The organism is Alphaproteobacteria bacterium (assembly GCA_016124955.1).
Taxonomy (GTDB): Bacteria; Pseudomonadota; Alphaproteobacteria; order UBA9219; family RFNS01; genus RI-461.
The window spans coordinates 255,508-279,992 of sequence record WGMR01000005.1 but is presented as its reverse complement, the minus strand read 5'-3'; the positions used below and the strand labels follow the sequence as shown (position 1 = coordinate 279,992).

At 58.4% G+C, this 24,485-nt stretch carries 25 protein-coding genes and 1 tRNA gene; 17 read left to right on the top strand and 9 right to left on the bottom strand.

Annotated elements, in window-relative coordinates; translation table 11 throughout:
* Positions 1-4 precede the first annotated feature (4 nt).
* Positions 5-307 carry a hypothetical protein gene (locus GC131_04445; GenBank protein MBI1273317.1) on the top strand — a complete coding sequence of 101 codons (303 nt, stop codon included), beginning with the start codon at positions 5-7 and terminating at the stop codon, positions 305-307.
* Positions 308-317: 10 nt separating this feature from the next.
* Here GC131_04445 and GC131_04440 read toward each other — a convergent pair whose 3' ends face one another.
* The 4 genes from GC131_04440 to GC131_04425 all read right to left on the bottom strand — a co-directional run bounded on the left by GC131_04440 (position 318) and on the right by GC131_04425 (position 3,016).
* Positions 318-554, bottom strand: a complete 237-nt coding sequence (locus GC131_04440; protein MBI1273316.1) for a hypothetical protein — start codon at positions 552-554, stop codon at positions 318-320.
* Between the two features lie 254 nt (positions 555-808).
* Positions 809-1,411 (bottom strand): hypothetical protein, encoded by a 603-nt coding sequence (locus tag GC131_04435; GenBank protein ID MBI1273315.1) that lies wholly within the window; start codon positions 1,409-1,411, stop codon positions 809-811.
* A 159-nt stretch (positions 1,412-1,570) separates the two neighbouring features.
* Complete coding sequence (locus GC131_04430) at positions 1,571-1,801, bottom strand: hypothetical protein (protein ID MBI1273314.1); 231 nt, start codon at positions 1,799-1,801, stop codon at positions 1,571-1,573.
* A gap of 27 nt (positions 1,802-1,828) precedes the next feature.
* Entirely contained in the window at positions 1,829-3,016 is a 1,188-nt protein-coding gene (locus tag GC131_04425) for a tyrosine-type recombinase/integrase (protein ID MBI1273313.1), read from the bottom strand.
* Between the two features lie 280 nt (positions 3,017-3,296).
* Between GC131_04425 and GC131_04420 the strand changes: the two genes are divergently transcribed.
* From GC131_04420 to GC131_04355, 14 genes are all read left to right on the top strand, one after another.
* Positions 3,297-3,372: transfer RNA gene (locus GC131_04420), tRNA-Asn, on the top strand.
* A 52-nt stretch (positions 3,373-3,424) separates the two neighbouring features.
* Complete coding sequence (locus tag GC131_04415; GenBank protein MBI1273312.1) at positions 3,425-4,060, top strand: NUDIX domain-containing protein; 636 nt, start codon at positions 3,425-3,427, stop codon at positions 4,058-4,060.
* A gap of 70 nt (positions 4,061-4,130) precedes the next feature.
* Positions 4,131-5,150, top strand: coding sequence for an efflux RND transporter periplasmic adaptor subunit (locus GC131_04410; GenBank protein ID MBI1273311.1), 1,020 nt, complete (start codon positions 4,131-4,133; stop codon positions 5,148-5,150).
* A complete protein-coding gene (locus GC131_04405) occupies positions 5,150-6,397 on the top strand; it encodes an FtsX-like permease family protein (protein MBI1273310.1) in 1,248 nt (415 codons plus the stop codon). The genes GC131_04410 and GC131_04405 overlap by 1 nt, the downstream gene beginning before the upstream one ends.
* Entirely contained in the window at positions 6,394-7,071 is a 678-nt protein-coding gene (locus tag GC131_04400; GenBank protein MBI1273309.1) for an ATP-binding cassette domain-containing protein, read from the top strand. Before GC131_04405 ends, GC131_04400 begins: the two co-directional genes overlap by 4 nt.
* Positions 7,072-7,117: 46 nt before the next feature.
* Positions 7,118-7,843: an alanyl-tRNA editing protein gene (locus GC131_04395; protein ID MBI1273308.1), complete on the top strand. Its 726-nt coding sequence runs from the start codon at positions 7,118-7,120 to the stop codon at positions 7,841-7,843.
* A gap of 172 nt (positions 7,844-8,015) precedes the next feature.
* A complete protein-coding gene (locus GC131_04390; GenBank protein ID MBI1273307.1) occupies positions 8,016-9,545 on the top strand; it encodes a replicative DNA helicase in 1,530 nt (509 codons plus the stop codon).
* A 1-nt stretch (position 9,546) separates the two neighbouring features.
* On the top strand, positions 9,547-10,644 hold the full coding sequence (alr, locus tag GC131_04385) for an alanine racemase (GenBank protein ID MBI1273306.1): 1,098 nt from the start codon (positions 9,547-9,549) through the stop codon (positions 10,642-10,644).
* Between the two features lie 22 nt (positions 10,645-10,666).
* Positions 10,667-11,443, top strand: coding sequence for an MlaE family lipid ABC transporter permease subunit (locus GC131_04380; GenBank protein ID MBI1273305.1), 777 nt, complete (start codon positions 10,667-10,669; stop codon positions 11,441-11,443).
* A 2-nt stretch (positions 11,444-11,445) separates the two neighbouring features.
* On the top strand, positions 11,446-12,240 hold the full coding sequence (locus tag GC131_04375; protein MBI1273304.1) for an ATP-binding cassette domain-containing protein: 795 nt from the start codon (positions 11,446-11,448) through the stop codon (positions 12,238-12,240).
* A 54-nt stretch (positions 12,241-12,294) separates the two neighbouring features.
* Entirely contained in the window at positions 12,295-13,695 is a 1,401-nt protein-coding gene (radA, locus tag GC131_04370) for a DNA repair protein RadA (GenBank protein MBI1273303.1), read from the top strand.
* A gap of 25 nt (positions 13,696-13,720) precedes the next feature.
* Positions 13,721-14,455: a CvpA family protein gene (locus GC131_04365; protein ID MBI1273302.1), complete on the top strand. Its 735-nt coding sequence runs from the start codon at positions 13,721-13,723 to the stop codon at positions 14,453-14,455.
* Between the two features lie 5 nt (positions 14,456-14,460).
* Positions 14,461-15,912, top strand: a complete 1,452-nt coding sequence (locus tag GC131_04360) for an amidophosphoribosyltransferase (GenBank protein ID MBI1273301.1) — start codon at positions 14,461-14,463, stop codon at positions 15,910-15,912.
* Positions 15,912-16,667, top strand: coding sequence for an SDR family NAD(P)-dependent oxidoreductase (locus GC131_04355; GenBank protein MBI1273300.1), 756 nt, complete (start codon positions 15,912-15,914; stop codon positions 16,665-16,667). The genes GC131_04360 and GC131_04355 overlap by 1 nt, the downstream gene beginning before the upstream one ends.
* A gap of 448 nt (positions 16,668-17,115) precedes the next feature.
* On the opposite strand, the gene GC131_04350 is transcribed toward GC131_04355, so the two are convergent.
* Genes GC131_04350 through GC131_04340 form a run of 3 tightly spaced genes read right to left on the bottom strand, consistent with a single transcriptional unit; the run spans position 17,116 to position 20,507 of the window.
* On the bottom strand, positions 17,116-18,504 hold the full coding sequence (locus GC131_04350) for a ribosome biogenesis GTPase Der (protein MBI1273299.1): 1,389 nt from the start codon (positions 18,502-18,504) through the stop codon (positions 17,116-17,118).
* Between the two features lie 12 nt (positions 18,505-18,516).
* Positions 18,517-19,851, bottom strand: a complete 1,335-nt coding sequence (locus GC131_04345; protein MBI1273298.1) for a PQQ-binding-like beta-propeller repeat protein — start codon at positions 19,849-19,851, stop codon at positions 18,517-18,519.
* Positions 19,851-20,507, bottom strand: a complete 657-nt coding sequence (locus tag GC131_04340; protein MBI1273297.1) for a tetratricopeptide repeat protein — start codon at positions 20,505-20,507, stop codon at positions 19,851-19,853. The genes GC131_04345 and GC131_04340 overlap by 1 nt, the downstream gene beginning before the upstream one ends.
* Positions 20,508-20,606: 99 nt before the next feature.
* On the opposite strand from GC131_04340, the gene GC131_04335 reads away from it, so the two are divergent.
* Positions 20,607-20,945: a DUF2794 domain-containing protein gene (locus tag GC131_04335; protein MBI1273296.1), complete on the top strand. Its 339-nt coding sequence runs from the start codon at positions 20,607-20,609 to the stop codon at positions 20,943-20,945.
* Here GC131_04335 and GC131_04330 read toward each other — a convergent pair whose 3' ends face one another.
* A complete protein-coding gene (locus GC131_04330; GenBank protein ID MBI1273295.1) occupies positions 20,946-21,851 on the bottom strand; it encodes an ROK family protein in 906 nt (301 codons plus the stop codon).
* A 42-nt stretch (positions 21,852-21,893) separates the two neighbouring features.
* On the bottom strand, positions 21,894-22,658 hold the full coding sequence (locus tag GC131_04325) for a PEP-CTERM/exosortase system-associated acyltransferase (GenBank protein ID MBI1273294.1): 765 nt from the start codon (positions 22,656-22,658) through the stop codon (positions 21,894-21,896).
* 250 nt (positions 22,659-22,908) lie between these two features.
* On the opposite strand from GC131_04325, the gene GC131_04320 reads away from it, so the two are divergent.
* A complete protein-coding gene (locus GC131_04320; protein MBI1273293.1) occupies positions 22,909-24,357 on the top strand; it encodes an NADP-dependent isocitrate dehydrogenase in 1,449 nt (482 codons plus the stop codon).
* The last annotated feature ends 128 nt before the right edge of the window (positions 24,358-24,485 follow it).

Genomic DNA, 24,485 nt, shown 5'->3' with positions numbered 1-24,485 from the left:
GCCCGTGCAGCAAAGCCCGCACTATGCACGCCTGCTTGAACTGGCAGACAAGTACCTAAACAAAGGCGACAGAGGCGTAGAAGGAAGGGCCGCCGCGCAACCTTCGGGGCGTAAGCTGAACGAGGTTGAGATCACGAGCATTTGCGCGCTTGTCGCTTACGCGGCGGCGAATACCGATTTGCCGGAAAGCATGGTCACGGACCGGCTTTGTGCGCTGTTCAACGCCACGAAGATCGAAGAAGTCGATGCCCGGCAATACGACACGGCTATTGCCTTCCTCGTGGATTTTACGGGCAGGCTGAATTAGCGGGGCAACACTATGATGGCTCCGGTATAGCGTTTGACGCCTTGCCCTTCGGCTCGGGGCGCTTGGCGCGGAGCACGCCGAGCTTTTCCCGGTTCTCGATCAGATCGGCCCATGTAACCGTCTGCCGCGTTTTCTCAATTCCGTTCTCGCGCAGCTTCGCGTCGAGTTGGTTCATGGCGTAATCATAAACGCTGTCGATCAGCTTGCGGCGCAGTTCGGGTTGATACAGAAACGCGTCTGTCGCCACGGTGAGCCGCGCAGCAGCCCGCCTTGTTCAAGGCGATGAGGCTGAGGCGGGGTCAAGCCGTTTGGCGATACGGGAATTTTGGAGCAACGCGTTCGCGAGGAAGTGACGCAAGGTCACGGGGAAAATTCCCGTTGAACCCGCCGCGCAAGGCTCCAGCTTGTGCCCTTGAAGCGAGGACGGATGGGGAAAGAGGGAATGCGGGGAGATCGGGCAAGCGAAGGAACAAACGCAAAAGATACCGTATTGCTTGAGCACTAATCGCTCATCGGCACTGCGTTCGCTGTATAAGGCGTTTCGCGCGGATTCTTTTGGTGCCCGACATAGACTTGGGTATCAGGCTCCCATTCAAAGAAAATTCCTTCGCGGCGAGTGAGCGCAGTTGCATGTTCATCAGTCAGGGTGAGATTGATCTGCTTGAGCTTTGAGGCAGATTTCTTGCCGACGACATGGGCATAAACATCAATCGTGTAGTCTCCCGGCAAGAACTCGTAACTAGGGCAGTGAACTGAAAGCACGAAATGATGATTGGCGGAAAACCCGGCCCTACCAACGTGCAAGCCGCCTCCGGCAACTAGCTTCTCCGACTCTCCGTACGCCCAGAAGCTGAATGTCTGTTCGGAATCTTCGCGGCGAAGCTTCACGTACATGCCTTCAATCATCTGGCCTTGCGTAGCAGTGCTGTATAGCAGGGTCCGAAGGAAAATTTTTTCTGGAGTCCTCGGAACAGGGTCGTGTCCGAAGAAAACAAGCGTTGGTTTCGTCATTGCGAGACGACCACGACGCAAATATGTGAGCCACAGCGTCGTAGCGGAAATGGCGACGGCGATCAAAGAAATGACAATGCTGACCGCCCCCATACCCTTCCCCCAGCTCGATGCGCAAGTCATTGGTGTGGGCGGGGGGACTCGAACCCCCACAGACATTTCTGTCCTACGGATTTTCATACCACTACGGCTTTCGCCGCCGCGCGCGCCGCACGGATGCGCAGCGATGCGTTCGTAGTCTGGACTATCCCTTCACCATGCTCCGGCGCGCCGGAGGTTAGGTGCTGCCCGTCTAGTCTCTACACCTTCCCGTTTCCGGGCTTGGCTCGGGATTGCCATGTGACAGGTTTCCCCGAATTTGAGCAGTTCTGCATCCCCGGTTTCCCGGGGAGCACTCAATGTCGAATCAAGTCCGTTGCGTCTACCAGTTTCGCCACGCCCACGTAGCCCTAAATCTATAGTGGCAAGGCAACGAGTCGCCAAGAACAAACTAGGCACAAGGCCGTAAGGCTAGGCGTCCGCCCCTTCCCCTTCCCCTTCGACCTTGCGCTTCGTCCGCTTCACCTTGCGGACATTGATCGCCGAGGCATCCAGCGTGTTCTTGATGTGTGAGGCATAGTAGTTCTCGATCATCTCGACGCTCGTCCGGCAGTTTTTGGCGATCTGGTAGATGTCCGCGCCCTCCATAAGGCGCATGCAGATATAGGTGTGCCGGAGGCTGTAGGCCGTGCGGCGCTGGCTGTCGCGGTCAATCTTCAGGTCCAGTTCTGCGAGAATAGCGTTGAACATTTCGCGCTGGAATTTTGGAAACAGGCGGTCGGTCGGCTGACCGTTGTTGCGCTTCTTCAAGCGCTGGAATGGCAGCACCGCACCCGGCATGCTCTTGCAGAAGCCGACACCGCGCTTGCCGCGCACTTCGATTTCGAGGATGCGTTCGCCTGTCGCTTCATCGGTGACGATGGCGACATCTCGAAATTCGAGGCGCAGGGCTTCGTCGGGCCGGAGCCCGGTGTTGACCATGAACAGCACGAAGTCGTGCATGTTTTCGCTGGCCGTGCGCCAGCGTTTCTTTTTTGGATTCTGGGCCCGTTCCCGCGTGGCCTGATAGAGCCGCTTATATTCAGCCGGAGAGAACCACGCCCGGTGCGTGATCTTGCCGGAGGTTTTGTAGGGCGCGGAGATATCCGGCAGGTAGGGCAGCCAGCCGTGGCGCTGCGCCGTTTTCAGCACTTGGCGGAGGCAGACAATCTCCTGATGCAGGGTGCTGCGCGCGGGCGGCTTGCCCCTGCGGCCATTTTTCATCCGGTGGATGCGGTAGTCTTGAACGGTGCCGGGTGTGATCTCAGTTACGACCTTCTCGCCGAAAAATGGATTGAGGTAATTCCTGATACGGTCTTTGTGACCTTTGACATAGACCGGACTGCGCTGGCCTTGGGTGATGACCTCGAACTCGTCCATGAAGCGCTCGGCGACGTATTTGAAGGTCTTGCCCTCCTTCAACTCACCCGCCCGGTACTTTCCGAGCAAGCCGAGATACCAGTCGCGCGCCACGTCCTTCGCGCGCGATAAACTTTCTTCTTTGGTGGTTGTGCGGCGCTGTTTTCCGGCGACCGAACAGGCGCACTGCCAGTGCGGACTTTTCGGTCGCATGTAGAGCTGAACTTTGTCGTCCAGAAGGAAATGCCGCGTCGTGTCCATGCCTGCAAAACCGTGTGCTAAGCCGCCGTTTTGTGCTAGCCATGCGCTAGCATTTTCCAAAACCAGATTAGCACGAAGTTATTGATTTTACATTACTATTTTGAACACGATGATATTCTGACTGGCTTTTAAGTCCTGTGCGTCTACCAGTTCCGCCATGCCCGCGACGCCAGGTTAATTCAGCACATCCGCCATGCCGTTGGCAAATAACGTTAAATCCAATCAGGGCTTGCCATAAGCGCAGCCAACCGCTAGAAAAGCGGCCCTGTGCCTTGCACATTCCCCGGTAGCTCAGTCGGTAGAGCAGGTGACTGTTAATCACCGTGTCGGCGGTTCGAACCCGTCCCGGGGAGCCATTTTTGCGTGTCCGCCGTCTGATTTTATGATCGCCCACCGCGTGGAAGCGCCATGACAAAGATGAAATTCGAAATACTCGGTCGCGAAGCCCTGTTTCAGGGCTATTTTCGCATGGACAAGTTATCGTTCCGGCATGAACTGTTCGGCGGCGGATGGTCGGCGCCCTATACGCGTGAAACGCTTGATCGCGGACAAGTCGCCGCACTTCTTCCCTATGATCCGGTCCGCGATGCGGTTGTGCTCAACCGGCAAATTCGCCCCGGCCCTATCGCGAACGGCAACGACGATCCGTGGATTACGGAAATCGTCGCCGGCGTTATTGACGGCAAGGATACCGCCGAAGAGACCGCGCGGCGCGAAGCCGAAGAAGAGGCCGGGTGCAGAATCATAGCCCTGCAAAAAATGTTGCACTATTACCCGACGCCCGGCATCGCCAGCGAATGCATTACGCTGTTCATCGGCCACGTCGATACGAGCGAGATGCCGGCCCGCGCCGTACACGGGCTGCCCGAGGAAAACGAGGATATCGAAGCGACCGTTGTAAGCTGCAAGGAAGCGTTCGAGCTTTTGAAACAGGATAAGCTGCGCAACGCACTCGCTATCATCGCTTTGCAATGGCTGGCGCTGCGCCACAGCGAAGTACGCGAAAAGTTCATGGCAAGTCAGGCCGGCGCGCCGCTGATATAGCCCAACAAAATGCTGGCTATAGCAGCAAAATGCCTTAATCTGGCCAAAATAACGCACTAGATGGCATCACATGGTCAAACGCATAGCTCTCATTGGCAGCCTCGCTGCCGCCGTTATCGTCATCGCGCTATTTGCCGGGCGCACGTTGCTGCCGCCTGTCGTTGACGTCACCAAGCCGGTTCGCGGCCCGGCGGTTCAGGCGGTTTATGCCACCGGCACCGTTGAGGCCACCGTGATGCTGCCCATCGCCGCGCGCAGCGGCGCACGGCTGGTCGAGCTGAATGCCGACGAAGGCAGCAAGGTGAAAAAAGATGAAGTGATGGCGCAACTTGAAAGCGACGATCTTTTAGGCTCGCTCAAGGAGCTGCAAGCCCGCGAACTGAACGCCAAGCTGGATTACGAACGTAAAGCCAAGCTGCTTGAAAGCGGCTACGCCACCAAGGAAGCGAGCGATCAGGCCAAGGCCGACTGGGATGCCGCTAAGGCCGCAGTTTCCCGCGCGCAAAGCCAGATCAATTTCATGAAACTTGTCGCGCCCGCAAACGGCACCGTTATTCGCCGCGATGGCGAAGTGGGTGAGCTTATCCCCGCCAACCAGCCGGTGTTCTGGCTTTCATGCTGCGCGCCGCTACGGGTCAGCACCGAGGTGAACGAAGAAGACATCGCGCTCGTGCAACCGGGCCAGAAAGTGCTGATCCATGCCGATGCCTTCCCGGACAAGGTTTTTGAAGGCACGGTGCAAAGTATAACGCCCAAGGGCGACCCGATCGCCCGCAGCTATCGCGTACGCGTGGCGTTGCCCGAAGAAACACCGTTGATGATCGGTATGACGGCCGAAACGAACATTATCGTCGGAGAAGACGAAAACGCCCTGCTCGTTCCGTCCACCGCGCTGCGCAAGGGCAATATATGGGTCGTGCGTGACGGCAGGCTGGCCGAACAGGATGTGGAAGCCGGCGCCATCGGCACCACGCAAACCCAGATAAAGGCCGGCATCGGCGATGATGACGTTATCGTCGTCAACCCCGGGGAGGCGCTTGAAGACGGCGCGCGCACCCGCACAAACATGACAGAACAGAAGCAGCCCTGATGCGCCTCCTGATCTTCATCAGCATCAAGCACCTGATGGATCGCAAGCGCCAGAGCATCGTGTCCCTGATGGGTATTGTGCTCGGCGTCGCGTTCTTTCTTGCTATTTCCTCTATCATGCAAGGGTCGCAGCGCGATCTGATCGAACGGCTGGTCGATAATTCGCCGCATATCACCGTTTCCGATGAATTCCGCAAACCGAACCGTCAGCCGGTTGAAATGTTGAACAAGCATGGCGCCATCGAAATCCGCAACGTTACGCCATTAACCGAAATTCGCGGCATTCGGAATTACGAACAGATATTGCACACCATCCAGCAGATCCCCGGCGTGCGCGCGGCGGCCACGCAGGACGGGCAGGCGCTTGTCAGCTTCGCGGGGCGCGATATCGCAATTTCCCTCAACGGCATGGAACCGACCGAAATCACCGGCGTATCGACGATCGAGGATTATATGCTCGAAGGCGGCGTCGATAACCTGATCGCGAACCGCGATGGCATCATTATTGGCGCCGAACTCGCGAAGCGGCTTTCCGTGAATATGAACGATAACATCACGGTCGCCACCACCACGGGGCAGGTCCGCGCCTTCAAGGTGCTGGGCATCTTCCGGACGGGCCGTAACAGCTATGACCGCGGGCAAGCCTTCGCCGATATCAAGCGCGTGCAAGCACTGATGAACCGCCCCAACCGTGCCAACAGCATCATCATTAAGCTCGATGACCCGTATCAGGCTCGCGCGGTCGCACAAAATATTGAAAATCGGTACGCCTACAAAACCGTATCGTGGCAGGAAGCGACCGAGGATTTCATGAGCACGATCGCGATCCGCAACATCATCATGTACACGGTTGTCAGCGCCGTGCTGATTGTCGCGGCGTTCGGCATCTACAACATCATTTCGACCGTGGTAATGGAAAAGCACCGCGATATCGCGATCCTGAAATCCGTGGGTTTCCATGCAAGGGACATCAAGGTCATCTTTCTTATTCAGGGCATCTTGCTCGGCTGTATGGGGGCGGCCACCGGCTTGCCCCTTGGCGTGGCCATGATGCTCGGGCTTGGGCAGGTGCATTTCAAGCAGCCGTTCACGTCGGAAAAGATCGCCATGCCGCTTGATTGGAGCTGGGAGCAATTCGCGCTCGCGGGCGGCTTTGCCATCGTTGCCGCCATGGTCGCGGCCTTGCTGCCGGCCAGCAAAGCCGCGCAGGTGCAGCCCGTGGAAATTCTGCGCGGCGGTGCACAATGAGCGCCATATTGAAGGCAGAGCATCTAACCCGCAAACTTACGGGCGACGTGCCCGTGACGCTGGTGCAGGACGCAAGCGTTGAGATCAAGCGCGGCGAATTTGTTGCCATTATGGGGCCTTCCGGTTCGGGCAAATCATCCTTGCTCTACCTGCTCGGCCTGCTCGATACGCCTACGGCCGGCAAGATATGGATCAACGATATCGATACCTCGACCTACGACGAAGAAAGCCTCGCGGATTTCCGCCTCGCACGGCTTGGCTACGTTTTCCAGTTCCACTTTCTTTTGCCGGAATTCACGGCGCTGGAAAACGTCACGCTGCCCATGAAGCGGCTCGGCAAGCTCGGCCCGGACGAAATTGATGCGCGCGGCCACAAGCTGCTGGCCGATCTGGGCATGGCCGAACAGGCGCACAAGGTTCCGAAGAAAATGTCCGGCGGGCAGCAGCAGCGCGTCGCCATCGCGCGGGCACTTGCCAACGAACCCATCCTGATCCTCGCGGACGAGCCGACCGGCAACCTTGATACCGCCTCAAGCACCACGGTGCAGAAGATATTGCGCGAACTTGCGCATGAACATGGCCGCGCCGTGGTCGCCGTTACCCATGACAATGATTTTGCCTCTATGGCCGACAGGACCATCACGATCGTGGACGGAAAAATCCATAAAGATTAAATCCGCTCCCCTTGATTGTAAGCCGATGAGGCCTATATGCTACCTCATGGCCGATTATTTATTCCGCACCGATCCCTATGCCAAAGGCTGCAAGTCCACGGTGACACATGCCGATGAACAGGGCGTGCGGCTGGATCGTACCGTATTTTACCCGCTTGGCGGCGGGCAACCGGGCGACAGCGGCACCATGAAATGGTCGGGCGGCGAAGCCCGCATCAAGGAAAGCAGGAAATTCAGGCAACCCGATAGCCCCGGCAGCGAAGATGTGCTGCATGTCCTTGACGATAATGCAGCCGCCCCGCCACCGGGAACCGAGGTTGAAGTTTTGCTCGATTGGGATCGCAGGCACAAACATATGCGCATGCATACATGCCTGCATTTGCTTTCCGCCCTTGTGCCCTTCCCCGTGACCGGCGGACAGGTAGGGACTGATAAAAGCCGTCTGGATTTCGATATTCCGGGCGAGGTTGCGGACAAGGAAAACCTGCAAACGCGGTTGAACAAGTTGATCGCGGAAAATCACCCCGTACAGGAACGCTGGATCACGGACGAAGAGCTTGCCGCACGGCCCGAGCTGGTCAAAACCATGTCGGTCAAGCCGCCCGTGGGCGCCGGGCGCGTACGTTTGCTGCAAATAGGGGAAAGCATCGATCTCCAGCCTTGCGGTGGCACACATGTGCAAAATACCGGGGAAATAGGCAAGGTTGAGGTCGTGAAGATCGAAAGTAAGGGCAAACAGAACCGCCGCATCGTCGTGGCATTGGCCGGGTAACGACCGCCAGCCACAACGGCATGGGACGCGCGGCTTAATAAACTTCAGAATATAAACGAATAAACCATAATAATTATCTGATTATCAAAGTTTTCCCCATTATTCACAACACGGATATCCACAGGACATTATAGTGTTTTGGCCGACGAACGATTCGCGATAGAGCATACGCATGGCCGAACAAACAACCTTGCCCGCAAACATCCGCAACTTCCCCGTAGCGCAGCAGGCCGTGCCGCGTAGCCCCCCGCACAATCTTGAGGCCGAACAGGCCCTTCTGGGCGCCATTCTCACCAACAACATCGCTTACGAAAAAGTCGGCGATTTCATGCAGCCGGAACATTTCTATGACCCGGCACACGGGCGTATCTATGCCGCCGTCGCCGCGCTCGTGAACCGCGGGCAAGTGGCGGACGCGCGCACCCTGCGCGGTGTGTTTGAAAATGACCCGGCGCTCACGGCTGTCGGCGGCGCCAATTACCTCGCGCAGCTTGCCGCCAACGTCGTCACCGTTATCAACGCCGAAGATTACGGGCGCCTGATCTATGATTTGTACCTGCGCCGCCAGCTTATCGTGCTGGGCGAGGATATGGTCAACGACGCCTACCAGCAGGAAATCGAACGCGGCGCCACCGAACAAATTGAAACATCCGAACAGCGTCTTTTCGATCTCGCGACCAGCGGTGAGCTGCAACGCGGCTTCACGAAGCTAACGCAATCGCTCAGCAGCTCCATTCGCATGGCCGAAGCTGCCTTCAAGCGCGAAAGCCACGTCACGGGCGTGACCACCGGCCTGAAGGATCTTGACCGCAAGCTTGGCGGCTTCCAGAAATCAGACCTTGTCATCATCGCCGGCCGCCCCGCCATGGGCAAAACGGCGCTTGCAACCAACATCGCTTTCAACGCCGCCCGCGCCTACCACGACACGACGGGCAAGGAAGGCTCCGCCGTCGGCTTCTTCTCGCTCGAAATGTCGTCGGAGCAATTGGCCACGCGTTTGCTCGGTGAATATTCGCAGGTTCCGTCCGACAAAATCCGCCGCGGCGAAATCAAGTCCGACGACTTCAACAAATTTCTCGAAGCCTCGCAGTTCCTTTCCTCCGCACCGCTGTATATCGACGATACGCCCGCACTTTCCATTTCGGCGCTCCGCACGCGCGCGCGCCGCCTGAAGCGGCAAGTACCGCACCTTGGCATGATCCTGATCGATTACCTCCAGCTTCTGCACGGGTCAGGCAGCCGCCGCGATGAAAACCGCGTGCTTGAAGTTTCGGAAATTACCCGCGGGCTTAAGGCGCTGGCCAAGGAGCTTGATCTGCCGGTCGTCGCGCTTTCGCAGCTTTCACGTAACGTTGAATCGCGCGAAGACAAGCATCCACAGCTTTCGGACCTGCGTGAATCAGGGTCGATCGAACAGGATGCCGACGTCGTGATGTTCGTGTACCGCGACGAATACTATCACGCGATGCACCAGCCCAAGCAGCGCGAGGACGAGCCGCAGGAAAAATTCAACACGCGCTATTCCCGCTGGCAGGAACGCGGCGAGCAAATCCGCAATATCGCCGAGGTGATTGTGGCCAAGCAGCGCCATGGCCCCACGGGAACGGTTGAGCTACATTTCGACGGTCGCTTCACCCGTTTCTCCGATCTCGAAAAGCGCTATGAAAACCCGCTCACCCCGGCCGGGCCCGACAACGGCTGAAATGCCTGATCCGTCGCGCATCATTGCGCCTTTCGCGCGGGTCGATCTGGCGGCACTTGCCGCCAATTACAAAACACTGAAGCTTGAGGCCGCACGCGCCGAAACCGCCCCCGCGGTCAAGGCGGATGCCTACGGCCTTGGCGCCGAAGCGGTGGTACAGAAACTTTCCGAACAAGGCTGCAAAACATTCTTCACGGCCTACGCGAGCGAAGCGATAGGGTTGCGCGCCATCGCGCCCTATGCCGTGTTCTTTGCGCTACACGGCGTATCGGATGCCGCGCCGGAAGATTTGCTTGCGCATAATATCGTGCCCGTTCTCAACGACCCGGGGGCGATAGCGCAATGGAAGGCGTTTGCAGCCGCGCGCGGCAAAAAACTGCCGGCCTGCATCCATATCGATACCGGCATCAACCGGCTCGGCCTCACGCCCGGCGAGATGGATGCGTTGTGCACCGATCCGCATGCGCTCGATGGCATCAACGCCGTCATGTGGGCCAGCCATTTCGCCTGCGCCGATGAAGCGGGCCACCCCATGAACCGGCGGCAGATCGAAAGTTTTCGCGCCGCGCTTGCGCGCTTGCCGGCCGCACCGGCGAGCATGTCAAATTCATGCGGCATTTACCTCGGGCAGGATGCGCATTTCAACATGACAAGGCCAGGCATCGCGCTATATGGCGGCAACCCCCTGCCCGGAAAGCCCAACCCCATGCAGACCGTTGTTACGCTCTATAGCCCCGTGATCCAGGTACGCGATGTGGCCGAAGGCATGACCATTGGCTACGGCGCAACCCATAAATTCGCCCGGCCCGCCCGCACAGCCACGCTTGCGCTTGGCTATGCCGATGGCTACCACCGGACCCTTGGCAATACCGGGACGGTATGGATAAACGGGGTAGCGGCCCCGGTTATTGGCCGGGTCTCGATGGACCTGATTACCGTCGATATCACCGGGTTGCCGGAAAACAGCGTAAAACCCGGCACTTTGGCCGAAATATTCGGCCCCAGCCGCCCGGTTGATAAAATTGCTGCAGAAGCTAAAACGATCAGCTATGAAATCCTTACATCGCTGGGGTCCCGTATCCGGCGAATCTATTCCTGAAGGCCGACCTGCGCACCAGACCATGACAAACCCACTCGCCCTTCTCGGCCGCGCCTTTATCGATTTTGTGCGCGCCACCGGCCGCTTCGCGCTCTTTACCGGGCGCTCGGTTTCGCATGTGGTGCGCCCGCCTTTCTACTTTTCGCAAATATTCAAGCAGATGCTCGATATCGGCTATTACTCTCTGCCGGTCGTCGGCCTCACCACCTTGTTCGCAGGCATGGTGCTGGCGCTGCAAAGCTATACCGGCTTCTCCCGCCTCAATGCCGAAAGCGCGATCGCGACCGTCGTGGCGCTTTCGATCACGCGCGAACTGGCGCCCGTGTTTGCCGGGCTGATGGTGGCGGGGCGTATCGGCGCCTCCATCGCCGCGGAAATCGGCACCATGCGCGTGACCGAACAGATCGATGCGCTCACAACCCTTTCCACCAACCCGCTCAAATACCTTGTGATGCCGCGGTTGCTCGCCGGCGTCATCATGTTGCCCTGCCTCGTGCTGGTGGGGGATATCATCGGCATTTTCGGCGGCTTTATCGTCAGCGTTTACCGCTTCGGCTTCAACGCCGCCAATTATATCAGCCAGACATGGGAATATCTTGAACCCATCGACGTGACCTCCGGCCTCGTCAAGGCTTCGGTGTTTGGCTTTATCGTCGCGCTCATGGGCTGCCATTGCGGTTACAATTCGAAGGGCGGCGCGGCGGGCGTCGGCACCGCGACTACGAATGCGGTCGTCTCCGCCTCGATCCTCATCCTCGTCAGCAACTACCTGCTGACCGGCATTTTCTTTTCGGATTGATCATGACCCAGACCGCACCGAAAATCGAATTGCAGGACGTAAAAAAGTCGTTCGGGCCCAAAACGGTGCTGAGCGGCATCAACCTTAAGGTCAACAAGGGTGAATCGCTGGTCATCATCGGCGGCTCGGGCACCGGCAAATCGGTTTTGCTGAAATGCCTGCTTGGCATCCACGAACCGGATGCGGGCAAGATATTGATCGACGGTGAAGACACCACGCATGCCCACGGCAGCAAGCGCGAAGCGCATATGGCCAAATTCGGCATGCTGTTTCAGGGCGGCGCGCTGTTCGATTCATTGCGCGTTTGGCACAATGTCGCCTTCAAACTCATTCAGGCGCAGGGCATGGACCGCAAGCAGGCCAAGGAAATCGCTATCGCCAAGCTGGCGCAGGTCGGCCTGAATGCGGACGTTGCCGAACTTCACCCCGCCGAGCTTTCCGGCGGCATGCAAAAGCGCGTCGCGCTTGCGCGGGCGATCGCGGCGGAACCCGAGATTATTTTCTTCGACGAGCCCACCACGGGCCTCGACCCCATTATGGCGGACGTGATCAACGACCTGATCATCAAATGCGTGCGCGAACTGGGCGCGACCGCCGTTTCCATTACGCATGACATGGCCAGCGCCCGCAAGATCGCGGACCGCATCGCCATGCTTTACGAAGGCAAGATCATCTGGGAAGGCCCCCGCTACGAAATTGATCTTTCCAACAACGAATATGTCGATCAATTCATCCACGGCCGCGCCGAAGGGCCGATCAAGATGCAGGTGCTCGGCTATAACCGGGCAGCCGTTTAGGCCGCAAAAAATGGCTTCTTGACAGAACGGAACAAATAGGGAACATTTATCCCTATGGCCAAAGCGACCTCCCAATTTGTCTGCCAAAGCTGCGCTTCCGGCTTCCCCAAATGGGCGGGCAAATGCGAAGGCTGCGGCGCGTGGAACAGCATGGTCGAAGAGCCCATCGCCAGCGGCCCACCCAAGGGGCTTGGCGGCAAGGGCGGCGCAAAATCTTCCGGCCGGATCGAATTTTTTGACCTTGGCGGCACAAGCGCCCCCGCCCCCCGGCGCATGACAGGCATCAGCGAACTTGACCGCGTTGCGGGCAACGGTTTCGTGCCGGGCTCGGTTATCCTGATCGGCGGCGACCCGGGCATCGGCAAATCCACCTTGCTTCTGCAAGCGGTCTGCCGTCTCGGCACAGATCAGCAATGCATTTACATATCAGGCGAGGAAGCGGTCGAACAGGTGCGGCTGCGCGCTAGGCGGCTTGGTCTTTCCGGCGCGCGCTGCGATCTCGCGAGCGCCACATCCGTTCGCGATATCATCACCGCAATTGATCAGCCGAAGGCGCCCGCCGTCGCGGTCATCGATTCCATCCAGACCATGTATGTCGATACGCTCGATAGCGCACCGGGCACCGTGGCGCAGGTGCGCGCCAGCGCGCAGGAACTTATACGCATCGCAAAGAAGCGCGGCATCACGCTCATCCTCGTCGGCCATGTGACCAAGGAAGGCATGATCGCCGGGCCGCGCGTGCTCGAACATATGGTCGATACCGTGCTGTATCTGGAAGGCGAACGCGGCCATCATTTCCGCATTCTCCGCGCCGTTAAAAACCGCTTCGGCCCTACCGATGAAATCGGCGTCTTTGAAATGACCGATCAGGGCCTTGTCGAGGTCGCCAACCCCTCCGCGCTGTTCCTTGCCGACAGACGGGGCGATGTTTCGGGCGCGGCCGTGTTCGCGGGGCTTGAAGGTACGCGGCCCGTGCTGGTCGAAATACAGGCGCTGGTCGCCCCCTCCGCGCTCGGTACGCCGCGCCGCGCCGTCATCGGCTGGGACAGCGGGCGGCTCGCGATGGTGCTCGCGGTGCTTGAAGCGCGCTGCGGCATCCAGATCGGCGCCAACGATGTCTATCTGAACGTGGCGGGCGGCTTGCGCATCAACGAACCGGCAGCCGACCTTGCCGTGGCCGCCGCCCTGCTTTCCTCCCTTTCCGGTATCCCTGTGCCGCCCGAATGCGTCGTTTTTGGCGAAATCGGCCTGTCGGGCGAAATCAGGCCGGTAAGCCAGCCGGACCTGCGACTCAAGGAAACCACCAAGCTCGGTTTTACGCAGGCGATTTTACCCAAAAGCAAGCACGCCAAAATCAAGCCGGATATGGCTATAAACCGCACAGAATTAAATCAACTCAATGACTTACTGCCGCTTTTTCAGCCCGTTGCCGAGGTTAGGCGCTTAAGGCAATGAGCCTTACTTCTTTTCAAGCAATTATGTGCTAGAAAATCGCTGCGATTTTCAAAGCGAGGTCAAGGCGATGGAAGAAGCGGCGCAGCACTCTGCCGGTATCAGCATTATCGACATATCGGTCGCCGTTATTCTTTTGCTGTCCGCCATACTCGCCTTCATGCGCGGGTTCCTGCGCGAAGCGGTTTCGTTGGCCACATGGACCGGCGCTTTTTTCGCCACGATCTACCTTTATCCTGTCGTCCAGCCCTGGATGAGAACACAGATCGACAAGGCGATCATCGCTGACGGCGCCACGGCCGTAACGCTTTTCTGTGTCGCACTTATCATCCTGATACCGATCGGCAGCATGATCGCCAACATCGTCAAGGGCAACACTTTGACGGCGATTGATCGATCACTCGGTTTCGTGTTCGGGCTTTTGCGCGGCATGCTGGTGGCATGCCTGATGTATCTGGGCGCGCTCGTGGTATGGCCGCAACCCGACATGCAGCCGGACTGGATCGCATCGGCCAAAACCAGGCCGCTGCTTGAAGCGGGTGCCGGGCTGATCAAATCCTTCATCCCCGAATATTCGCAGAACGAAGCCAAGGTCGCGATCCAGAAGGCCGAGGAGACCAAAAAGAACCTCGATAACGCCAATAGTTTCCTGCAGCAGCTTACCATTCCGAAGCCGGGCGCGAACAAGGGCAGCCAGCCGGCCTATGACGCCAATGAGCGGCAAAGTCTGGAACAACTGATCGAAAAGCAGGCCAACGAATGACCGCCCTGCTGACCTCCAACCCGTTCGATGACGATAAACTGAAGGAGGAATGCGGCGTATTCGGTATAGCCGGCGGGGAAAGCGCCGCAGCGCAGGTCGCCTTGGGGCTGCATGCCCTTCAGCATCGCGGGCAGGAAGCCGCGGGCATCGTGGTAACTGACGGCGAGCAGTTCAACTCCCACCACGCCATGGGCCATGTGGGCGAGAATTTCAATTCCGAAGATGTCATCAAGCGCCTGATGGGCAATATCGGTATCGGCCATGTTCGCTACGCCACCACGGGCGAAACCGCGCTGCGTAATGTACAGCCGTTTTTCGCCGATTTTGAATTCGGCGGCTTCGCGCTCGCCCACAACGGCAACCTGACCAACGCTCATATTTTGCGCCGGCAACTGGTCAAACGGGGCTGCCTGTTCCGTTCCACTTCCGATACCGAAGTGATTATTCATCTGATGGCTACGGCCAAGGCCAGCGGCCCGGTCGAACGGCTGGTAGAATCGCTGCAGCAGATAGATGGCGCTTACGCCCTCGTCGCCATGACCAGCAACGCAATTATTGGCGTGCGCGATCCGTGGGGCGTGCGCCCGCTTTGCATCGGCAAGCTTGATGGCCAGCATGTACTGGCCAGCGAAACCTGCGCGCTTGATATCATCGGCGCCGAACTGGTGCGCGATGTTGAACCGGGCGAAATCGTGATCCTGCGCGGCAACAACCTTGAAAGCCTGAAGCCTTTCGAGCAACAGAAAGCGCGCTTTTGCGTATTCGAATATATTTACTTCGCGCGGCCCGACAGCCACATGGAAGGCCGCTCGGTTTACGAAGCGCGCAAACGCATCGGCATGGAACTGGCCAAGGAATTCCCGGTCGATGCGGATATTATTGTGCCGGTTCCGGATTCGGGCGTTCCCTCGGCCATCGGCTATGCCGAACAAAGCAAAATTCCGTTCGATCTCGGCATCATTCGCAACCACTATGTCGGCCGCACATTCATCCAGCCGACAGACCGGATCCGCCATCTCGGCGTCAAGCTGAAGCATAACGCGAACCGCAGCTATATCGAGGGCAAACGCGTGATTTTGGTGGACGATTCCATCGTACGCGGCACGACATCCACCAAGATCGTCGAAATGATCCGGCAGGCGGGCGCGAAGGAAGTGCACATGCGCATCTCAAGCCCACCGACCAAGCATAGCTGTTTCTACGGCATCGATACGCCGCAGAAGGCAAAGCTGCTGGCGCATAACTACACGGTCGAGCAGATGTCGAAATTCATCGGCGCTGACAGCCTTGCCTTTATTTCGCTCGATGGATTGTACCGCGCGGTGGGCGAACCCGGCCGCAATACCGAACAGCCCCAGTTCTGCGATGCCTGCTTCAGCGGCGATTACCCCGTCCCGTTAACCGATCTTGAAAGCGATCAGGGCATCCTTTCCTTCGCCGCCAAGGCCTGCGAATAATGCCGGCAGGCGAAGGGCATAGCACAGCGCGGCTCGCGCTGGTCACCGGCGCATCGCGCGGACTAGGGGCCGAACTGACCCGCCAGCTTGCGGCCATGGGCATACATTGTATCGTGACCGCCCGCACCGTCGGCGCGCTCGAGGCGCTTGATGACGAAGTGCGCAAAGCAGGCGGCCACCCGCTGACGATCGTTCCTTTCGACCTTGAAAAAAACATCGATGCAATCGACGCGCTGGGCGCAGAACTGCACCAGCGCTACGGCAGGCTCGATTTCTTCTTCGCCAACGCGGCAACGCTGGGCGTGCTGACGCCCGCCGCACATCTGGAACCGAAAACATGGCAGCAAGTCATGACCGTCAACGCCACCGCGAATTACCGTTTTATCCGCAGCCTTGATCCGCTGTTGCGCCAAAGCGAAGCGGCGCGCGCCGTATTCATCACATGCTCGCAAGGCAGCATGGCCGAAGCCTATTGGGGCGGGTTCGCCGCCAGCAAGGCAGCGCTTGAACGGTTCGCACAATGCTATGCGCTTGAAACCGCCAAGACAAACATAAGCGTGGATATCATTGACCCTGGCCCGATGCCGACTAGGTTGCGGGCAACGGCTTTTCCGGGATTGCAAGATCAAAACCCGCTTGCTCTGACGTCTGCTGCTGGCTGTGTTCTTGGCCGCCTAGGCTTGACGGGGGCAACTTCAGGTAGCGCAGATATTTCCGCACCCTATCCTGCCCCGCACGGCCGGAAGCAAGGTTGAATTCCTCCTCCCGCTTAAAGGCAATGACGGCGCTGCAGCTTTTATGCTCCGCCGTGGTAAGCAGGCAGGCTTTCAGAAGCGCATCGATCAGAATGCCGCAGGCCGTCGCGCTGGCCTGATCCTGATGACCCAAATCGTGGCGCAGTACATTCACGACGAAAAGAAATTCGTATTTCTCGCTGGCGTAAACGAGGCCAAGCTGCCCCGCGCCTTCGTCGCCCACACGCTCAAGCAACGCGCGCACGTTTCCTGAACGGTCGCCGACAATGCGAAAAAAATGAGGAATGATGTTGGCGCGGCCATCATCGCGGTACAGAAGCGCGATCGCTTTCACCGCTTCCTGCGGCGCTGCGACGCTTTTGATCATGATACCAAAACCAGGCTGCTGCATGGGCGCTCCGGGTTGGCATGACCATATCACGCAGCCATGGCGCGTGACAGATTGATTTTATCTCTTATGTTTTTCAAATGGATTGTTCCCTTTCTTAAGAATCCACCTGATCATAACCCCCTCTATGCCGAACGATTCCCTCAGCCCGTTGGTAAGAAACCGCAAGTAGCTGCCGGGCAGATCGACAGGCTTGTTGACCCAAATGGCAAAGGTGGGCGGGCGGGCCTTGACCTGCGTCATGTAGCGCAGCTTGATACGCGTGCCCTTGACGATGGGCGGCGAATGCTTTTCCAGAACATGTTCGAGCCAGCGGTTTAGCTGTGCCGTAGGCACGCGGATATTCCATGTTTCGTAGGCGCGGAAAACCGCCTGCATAAGCGCTTCGAGCCCCTGATCCTTGAGCGCCGACATGGTCACAAAACCCAGCCCCGAAACCTGCGCCAGCGAACGTTCGATCTTGTCGCGGATATTATCCAGCGTGGCCTTCTTGTTATCCACCTGATCCCACTTGTTGATGGCGACCACGAGCGCGCGGCCTTCATCCGTTACATGCTGGGCGATCAGAAGATCCTGCTTATCGAGCGCCTGCGTGGCATCAACAACCAGCACGACCACATGCGCCAGCCGTATGGCGCGCAACGATTCCTGCACGCTCATTTGCTCGATTTTGTCTTGTACGCGCGCCCTTTTTCGCATACCCGCGGTATCGACCAGCCGCACCGCCCGCCCGCCATATTCCCATCGGATATGAATGGCATCGCGCGTCAGGCCGGGTTCGGGGCCCGTCAGCATACGCTCCTCGCCCGTCAGATGGTTGATCAGCGTCGATTTACCCGCATTCGGGCGTCCGACGATGGCGACATGCAGCGGCTTGTTTTCTTCTTCCTCCGGCACATCATCCACGGAAGTTTTTTCGCCTGCCTCACCCTTGGTTTCCGGCACCTCAGGCGCGCGCGGGGCATAGCGCTCAAGCGCCTCCCGCAATTCGTCCATGCCTTCGTTATGCGCGGCGGAAATCGCCACCGGCTCGCCAAAGCCAAGCTCATAGGCCTCGGTAAAACCATCCGGCAACTTGCGCCCTTCGCACTTATTCACAAGCAGAATGACGGGTTTGCCGTATTTACGGAACAGCTTGGCAAGCTGCCGGTCAACCGCCGTAAGGCCTGCGCGGCCATCCACCATAAAGATGCTGACATCGGCGTCCTTGATCGCGCGTTCGCTTTGCGCCCACATGCGCACCGCAAGTATGTTGCTGTCACCAACCTCATAACCCGCGGTATCGATCAGATCGAAGGAAAGATCGAGAATTTGCGCCGGCGCCACGCGCCGGTCTCGCGTCAGGCCGGGCACATTGTCGATCAGCGCCAGCTTTTTTCCGGCAAGCCGGTTGAACAGCGTGGATTTTCCGACATTGGGCCGGCCTATAATCGCGACGGTAAGCGGCATGCCCGGCCTGCGCTATCTGTACGCTACAAGTTCGCCGTCGTCGGTGACGACATAAAGCGTCTGCCCCGCGACAATCGGCGGCACATAGGCCCGGTCAGGCAATTCGTAAGTCTTGATATCTTCGCCCGTGAAAGGCGAAATTTCGAGAAGTTGCTCGAAGGAATTCACAAGGAACATGCGCCCGCCCGCAAGCACCGGCCCGCTCCACACAATACGCTCCGATTCCTGCTTGTCTTCCGGGTCTTCAAAATTCTCAAGCTGGCGAACCCACACCACACGCCCGGTCTGGACCGTCACTGTGACCAGCTTGTTATCGTTCGTCAGCACCGTCACGATGTTGCCGGCGACAACGGGCGTGTTGATCCCGCCGACATCAAGTTCCCACACGCGCTCCCCCCGCCGCTGCGAAATGGCAACGAGCGGGCCGCTATGCGACATCGCGAACACGCCGCCGCGATCGACCACGGGCATACCGCGAATATCCGCCATCGCCGGTAACGCACCGACCTGTTGCGGCACGGCCAGCACATCGCCCCATGCCGGGCGGCCGTTTTGTGCGCGCAGCGCAAAAATTTCGCCCGATGTATAAGCCACCACCACCGTATCACCCAGCACTGCGGGGCTCGATGCACCCATCAGCGAGGTGGATTCGCTGATCCCGGCATGGCGCCATATGATCGTGCCGTCTTTTTCGGAAAGCGCATGGGTTTCGTTGTCGATGCCGACAACATAGACCCGCCCGTCGCTGACCGCAGGCGCGCTGCGGAACGGGTTACCGAGCCCGCGCCGCCATAAAATCTTGCCGTCCGCCGCATCAAGAGCCAGCACTTCGCCATAGCCGGTGGTCGCGAACACCTTGCCGTCGGCGAAGGCAATGCCGCCGCCCATCGCATCATCATCGGCATCTTCCGGCTCGGTTTCCGTCTCCCACAGCAAATCGCCGTCTTTCGCGTTCACCGCCGCCACATTGCCTTCGGCGTCCATCGCATAAACCTTGCCGCCGCTTGCGACCGGACGCGCCAACAGCTTGGTGCCGGACCCGGAACCGCTGCCGATGCTTGTTGACCATGCCCGCTCAAGCTTTTCCGGCAAGGCGGGGTGCCCGGCCACATTGGCGCTGCCGCCACCCGCGAAGGGCCAGTCAGCATCAGCCACCTCGGGCGGCAGGCTTATGGATTTCGCCGAAAGGCTTGCATCGGGCTCGAGCTTTCTGTCATCCGCAATCACGGAAGCGCGGTCCCCCGGCGTTGCGCCTTTTTCAAGGGCACTGCTCTTGAAAACATCGTTCAACGTATCGCACGCCGTAAGGCCAGCCAGCAGAACAGCAACCGCAAGAACGCGTTTCATCAGCGCCTCTCGTAATAACGGGCAAGGTCCTGCGCGCGGCCACGCAGATCAACAGGAGCCAACGGATCTTGCGACAACGCCGTGAAAATTTCGGCCGCCTTTTGATTGTCTCCCGCCCGGACCGCGAGCAAACCCTGATATTCGGTCGCGCTGTAGCGCCATGGCGCACCTTCCTTCGCGAGCGGTCCAAGCCTGGTACGCAGGGCTTCGATATCACCGTTGTCCAGCTGTTGCTGCACCCAAAGCAAGGAAGCCAGATCGCGGTATTTCGGATCGGCCGCACCATCGGCGGCGATGGATTCGTATATCTCGAGCGCCTGCGCTTCCTGCTTGTTCTGTTTTTTCACCTCGGCTTCGTAAAAGCGCGCGAGCATACTTTGGCTTTCGCCCTTTTCCTGCGCGGCAAAGGCCGCAAGCTTGTCCGCTGCTGCAGCTTCCTTTGCATCGGGCGCCGAAAGCATGGCGAAAAGCGCGCCCGTCGCCTCCTGATCGTGGCTGAGGCGATAGGCCTGCCACGAGGTATAGCTGGCCGTACCAAGAACGATAAGAACCGCGCCGCCGATAATCCACTTGCCGTATTTCTTCCACAGATCGTGGGTGCGCTGGCGCTGCAGATCTTCGTCAATCTCACGGATAAGGTTGTTATCTGTCGCCATGGGCTGGTGATCCTGTTAGCTTGTCCGGGACATAAGGTCATAAAGAAATGTCAAAAACTAGGCAAGTTTTCCACTAATAGCCACAATAAAGGCCATTCCATGCCACCCCGCCAAGCCCCTTCTTCGCGCTCATCCGGTCGCAGGCGGACAGGCGGGCCCGTGACCTTCACGCGCAGCGAGCTTTCCGCCATCCTCGACCTGTACGCGCACAGGGTATCCGACGGCGCATGGCGCGACTATGCAATCGACCATCTGCCGGGCTCGGCCGTGTTTTCGGTCTATCGCAACAGCCTCGACAAGCCGCTCTTCAGCATCGCCAAAACGACATCGCGCGGCACGGAGTTTGTTGTTTATGAAGGCACGAAGCTTCTCAAGCGCACATCCAGCATCAAGGATGCCGTGCGCATGCTCGGACGCAAACTTGAGATTGTGAAGTAATCAATCGTTCCAGAGCCAAGCCGCGCCGCGCACACCGCTCGCCGGCCCATGGCTCGCGACCGCGAATTTGGTTTCGACGATGCCGCTGAGCGCATAGTCACGCGAATATTTCTGGACCTTGTCGCGCAGCCCCGGCAATTGGCTCAGCCCGCCGCCGATCACGATCATGTCGGGATCGACCATCATGATGATCAGCACCATGGTCTTGGCGGCCATGCGATAAAAATGGTCAAGCGTCGCAAGCGCGGCGGCGTCGCCCTGCTCCGCCATTTTCACAATCTGTTCCCCGCTCGTATCCTTGCCGGTCTTGAATTTATGCAGGTAAGCGAGACCGGGCCCGCTTGTCGTAGCGTTGATGCAGCCCGTCTTGCCGCACCCGCATTTGACCGGCAAGCCGTCGCCGCCTTCCCGCCACGGGAAGGGCAAATGCCCCCATTCCGTAAAGCCGTTGCCACCCGTCACAATGCGCTTGTTCGCAACAAGGCAACCGCCGACGCCGGTACCCATGATCACGCCGTACACTATGTTATGCCCGCGCGCCGCGCCATCGACCGCTTCCGAAAGCGTCATGCAATCGGCATCGTTGGTGACGCGCAGCGGTCGCCCGCCAAGGGCAACGCTAAGTTCTGCGGAAAAATTCCTGTCCATAAGCGCAGGCGTGTTCGGCGCATAGCAATGACCGGTGCTTTTGACGATATAGCCTGGAATGCCAATACCGACGGAGCAGGTTTCCTTCACCTCCCCTTCAAGCTGCGCCACAAGCGTACGGCAGTTGGCCAGCAGCGCCTTGTATTCGCGCGGCGTGGGCATGCGGCCTTCGGCAACGATGTTGCCCCCGGCGTCAAGCGCCGCCGCCGCCATTTTTGTACCACCGATATCTATGCCGATGCGATAAACCATACGCATGGCTTATATCGCACAACCGGCAGGAAAGAAAAGGTATCTGGCTTAATCCGGCGCCAGGCGGCCGTTATCTGTGATGAAGGCCCAGATGGCGGGCTTTTCACGCTCGACCCGTTGCAAGAGCGAACTGATCTTCGCATAGCAAGGTTGGCGCAGCCCGTAATGATCGATCGCCGGGCCGGCGGCGGCAAAATGCAGCCCAAGCCGCTTCAGCATCATCGCCAACGCCGGTTCCATCAGCGCGCAGACATGCGTGACATCCCTGCCCTGCAGCATCGCCAGCGTTTCCCGAAACATGCCCAGCGCCGCATGCGGGATCTTGCGCTTGCCTTCCGGCACCATGCCTTCCCCCTCGCTTACACGGCCATAGGGGCCATCGTTCCAGCGGCGGCGCATCTGGCGTGAAACACACAGCCGCGAAAGCTCGACCGTATATTTCATATCCAGCAGATCGGTGAATGTCGGGTAAAGCGCGAAGCTGGGCAGCATATGGTCGCCGCCTTCCGAAAAAATCACCCGCATTGTCCCCACCGTCATATCGCTCGGGCGGTGTACAAGCAGGCAATGGGCGGCGTGCAAATCGTGCATGTCGCATTCCTGCTCGCTCGGGTAATCCTCGGGGTTCAGAAGCATCCGCTCCTGACACAACACTTGGTAACGCAGGTTATAGCCTTCGGCTTTCTGGCTTGGCGTGAAGGCCGGGATTACTTCAAAAAATTCATTATAAACAGAGGCTAGAAGCTGAGCCTTAATGTTGTCTTGTAATTTGGTGACGTGTTCTTTCTGTTTAATGACTACTGCCATAACCATCTCCCCCTGAAAAAATGAATCAATCCCTATAAAATCAATTCTGCGCCAGAGAATTTAAGGGTCCGTTTCCACAAATATGGTTGATAGAAATGCTTTGGTTCGAATTTCAGGCTTCCCGGTCTGAACCGCAACGCCAATCGGGCCACAAAGACCGCCCCAGCATTGCGGCGCAACCGGGGCTTTTGTTGGTTAAACCTTCCTTAATGGGTTGTTTGCTAAGGCTTACAGCTTATTCCAGCAAGGATAGCGCATGCTCAAACCCACTCCGATTACAGTTGCCCATGGCGATGGCATTGGCCCCGAAATCATGTCGGCCTGCCTGAAGATCATGGAGGCTGCCGGCGCACGGCTTGCGATCGAAAAGATCGATATCGGTGAGAAAGTCTATCTGAGCGGCGTCAACACCGGGATCGCGCCGGAAGCATGGGAATCGCTTCGCCGCACAAAGGTTTTCTACAAGGCCCCCATCACCACGCCCATCGGCGAAGGGTATAAAAGCCTGAACGTCACGATCCGCAAGACGCTGGGCCTGTTCGCCAATGTCCGCCCCTGCATATCCTACCACCCCACGATCAAGACCAAGCACCCTGTGATGGATGTGGTGATCGTGCGGGAAAACGAAGAAGACCTTTATGCCGGCATCGAATACCAGCAATCGGACGATGTCGTGCAATGCCTGAAGATCGTCAGCGTACAGGGCTGCGAACGCATCGTACGCTATGCTTTCGATTACGCCCGCGCGCAGGGTCGCAAGCGCGTCACCTGCTTCCACAAGGCCAATATCATGAAACAGGCGGACGGCCTGTTCCGGGAGATATTCACCCGGATCGCCAAGGAATATCCTGATATCCGCAACGACCAGATGATCATCGATATCGGCACGGCCAAGCTGGCCGACAAGCCCGAAAGCTTCGATGTTATCGTCACGCTCAACCTTTACGGCGACATCATTTCCGACGTCGCGGCTGAAATCACGGGTTCGGTCGGTCTGGGCGCTTCAAGCAATATCGGCGAACATGTCGCCATGTTCGAAGCCATCCACGGATCCGCCCCCGATATTGCTGGCCAGAATATCGCCAACCCTTCCGGTTTGCTGCTTTCCGGGGTTTTGATGCTCGTGCATCTTGGGCAGGGCGATATCGCCACCAAGATCCATAACGCCTGGTACAAGGCCATCGAAGACGGCATCCACACCGGCGACATTTATAAGGAAAGCATCAGCAGCCAGAAGGCAGGCACGCAGGAATTCGCCGATGCCGTTATCGCCCGCCTTGGCCAGACACCCCTTAAATTCACGCCCGCCAGCTATGCAAACACCGGCGGCGCCATGGCCGTACCACCTATCAAACTGCGCCGCCAGACCAAGCAAAAAACCGTTGGCGTCGATATCTTCATCGGCTGGACGGGTTCCAGCCCGGACGAGATCGGCGCCAAGGCCAAGGCCTGTAACATAGACGGTCTGGAACTGATGCTGATCAGCAACCGGGGCGTAAAGGTATGGCCGGGCGGCTTCCCCGAAACGCTTTGCACCGATCACTGGCGTTGCCGCTATATGGGTAAGGATGGCGCCGAAGTGACGCCCGAACAAATACTGGCGCTGCAGGGCAAGGTTGTGGCCGCCGGGCTCGACCTTATGAAGACCGAATCCCTCCGTACTTTCGACGGCAAGGCGGGTTTTTCGGCTGGGCAAGGCGAATAGACCCTGCCGATATGGCTAATTTTTCCTTAATTTACTGGGCTTTCTGAAATTGCGGAAGGCGCTAACCCACTGTTCGGCAAAAAATTCCTCCCTCACCCTATCGGTGTGGGAAAATTTTGCCGGGTATT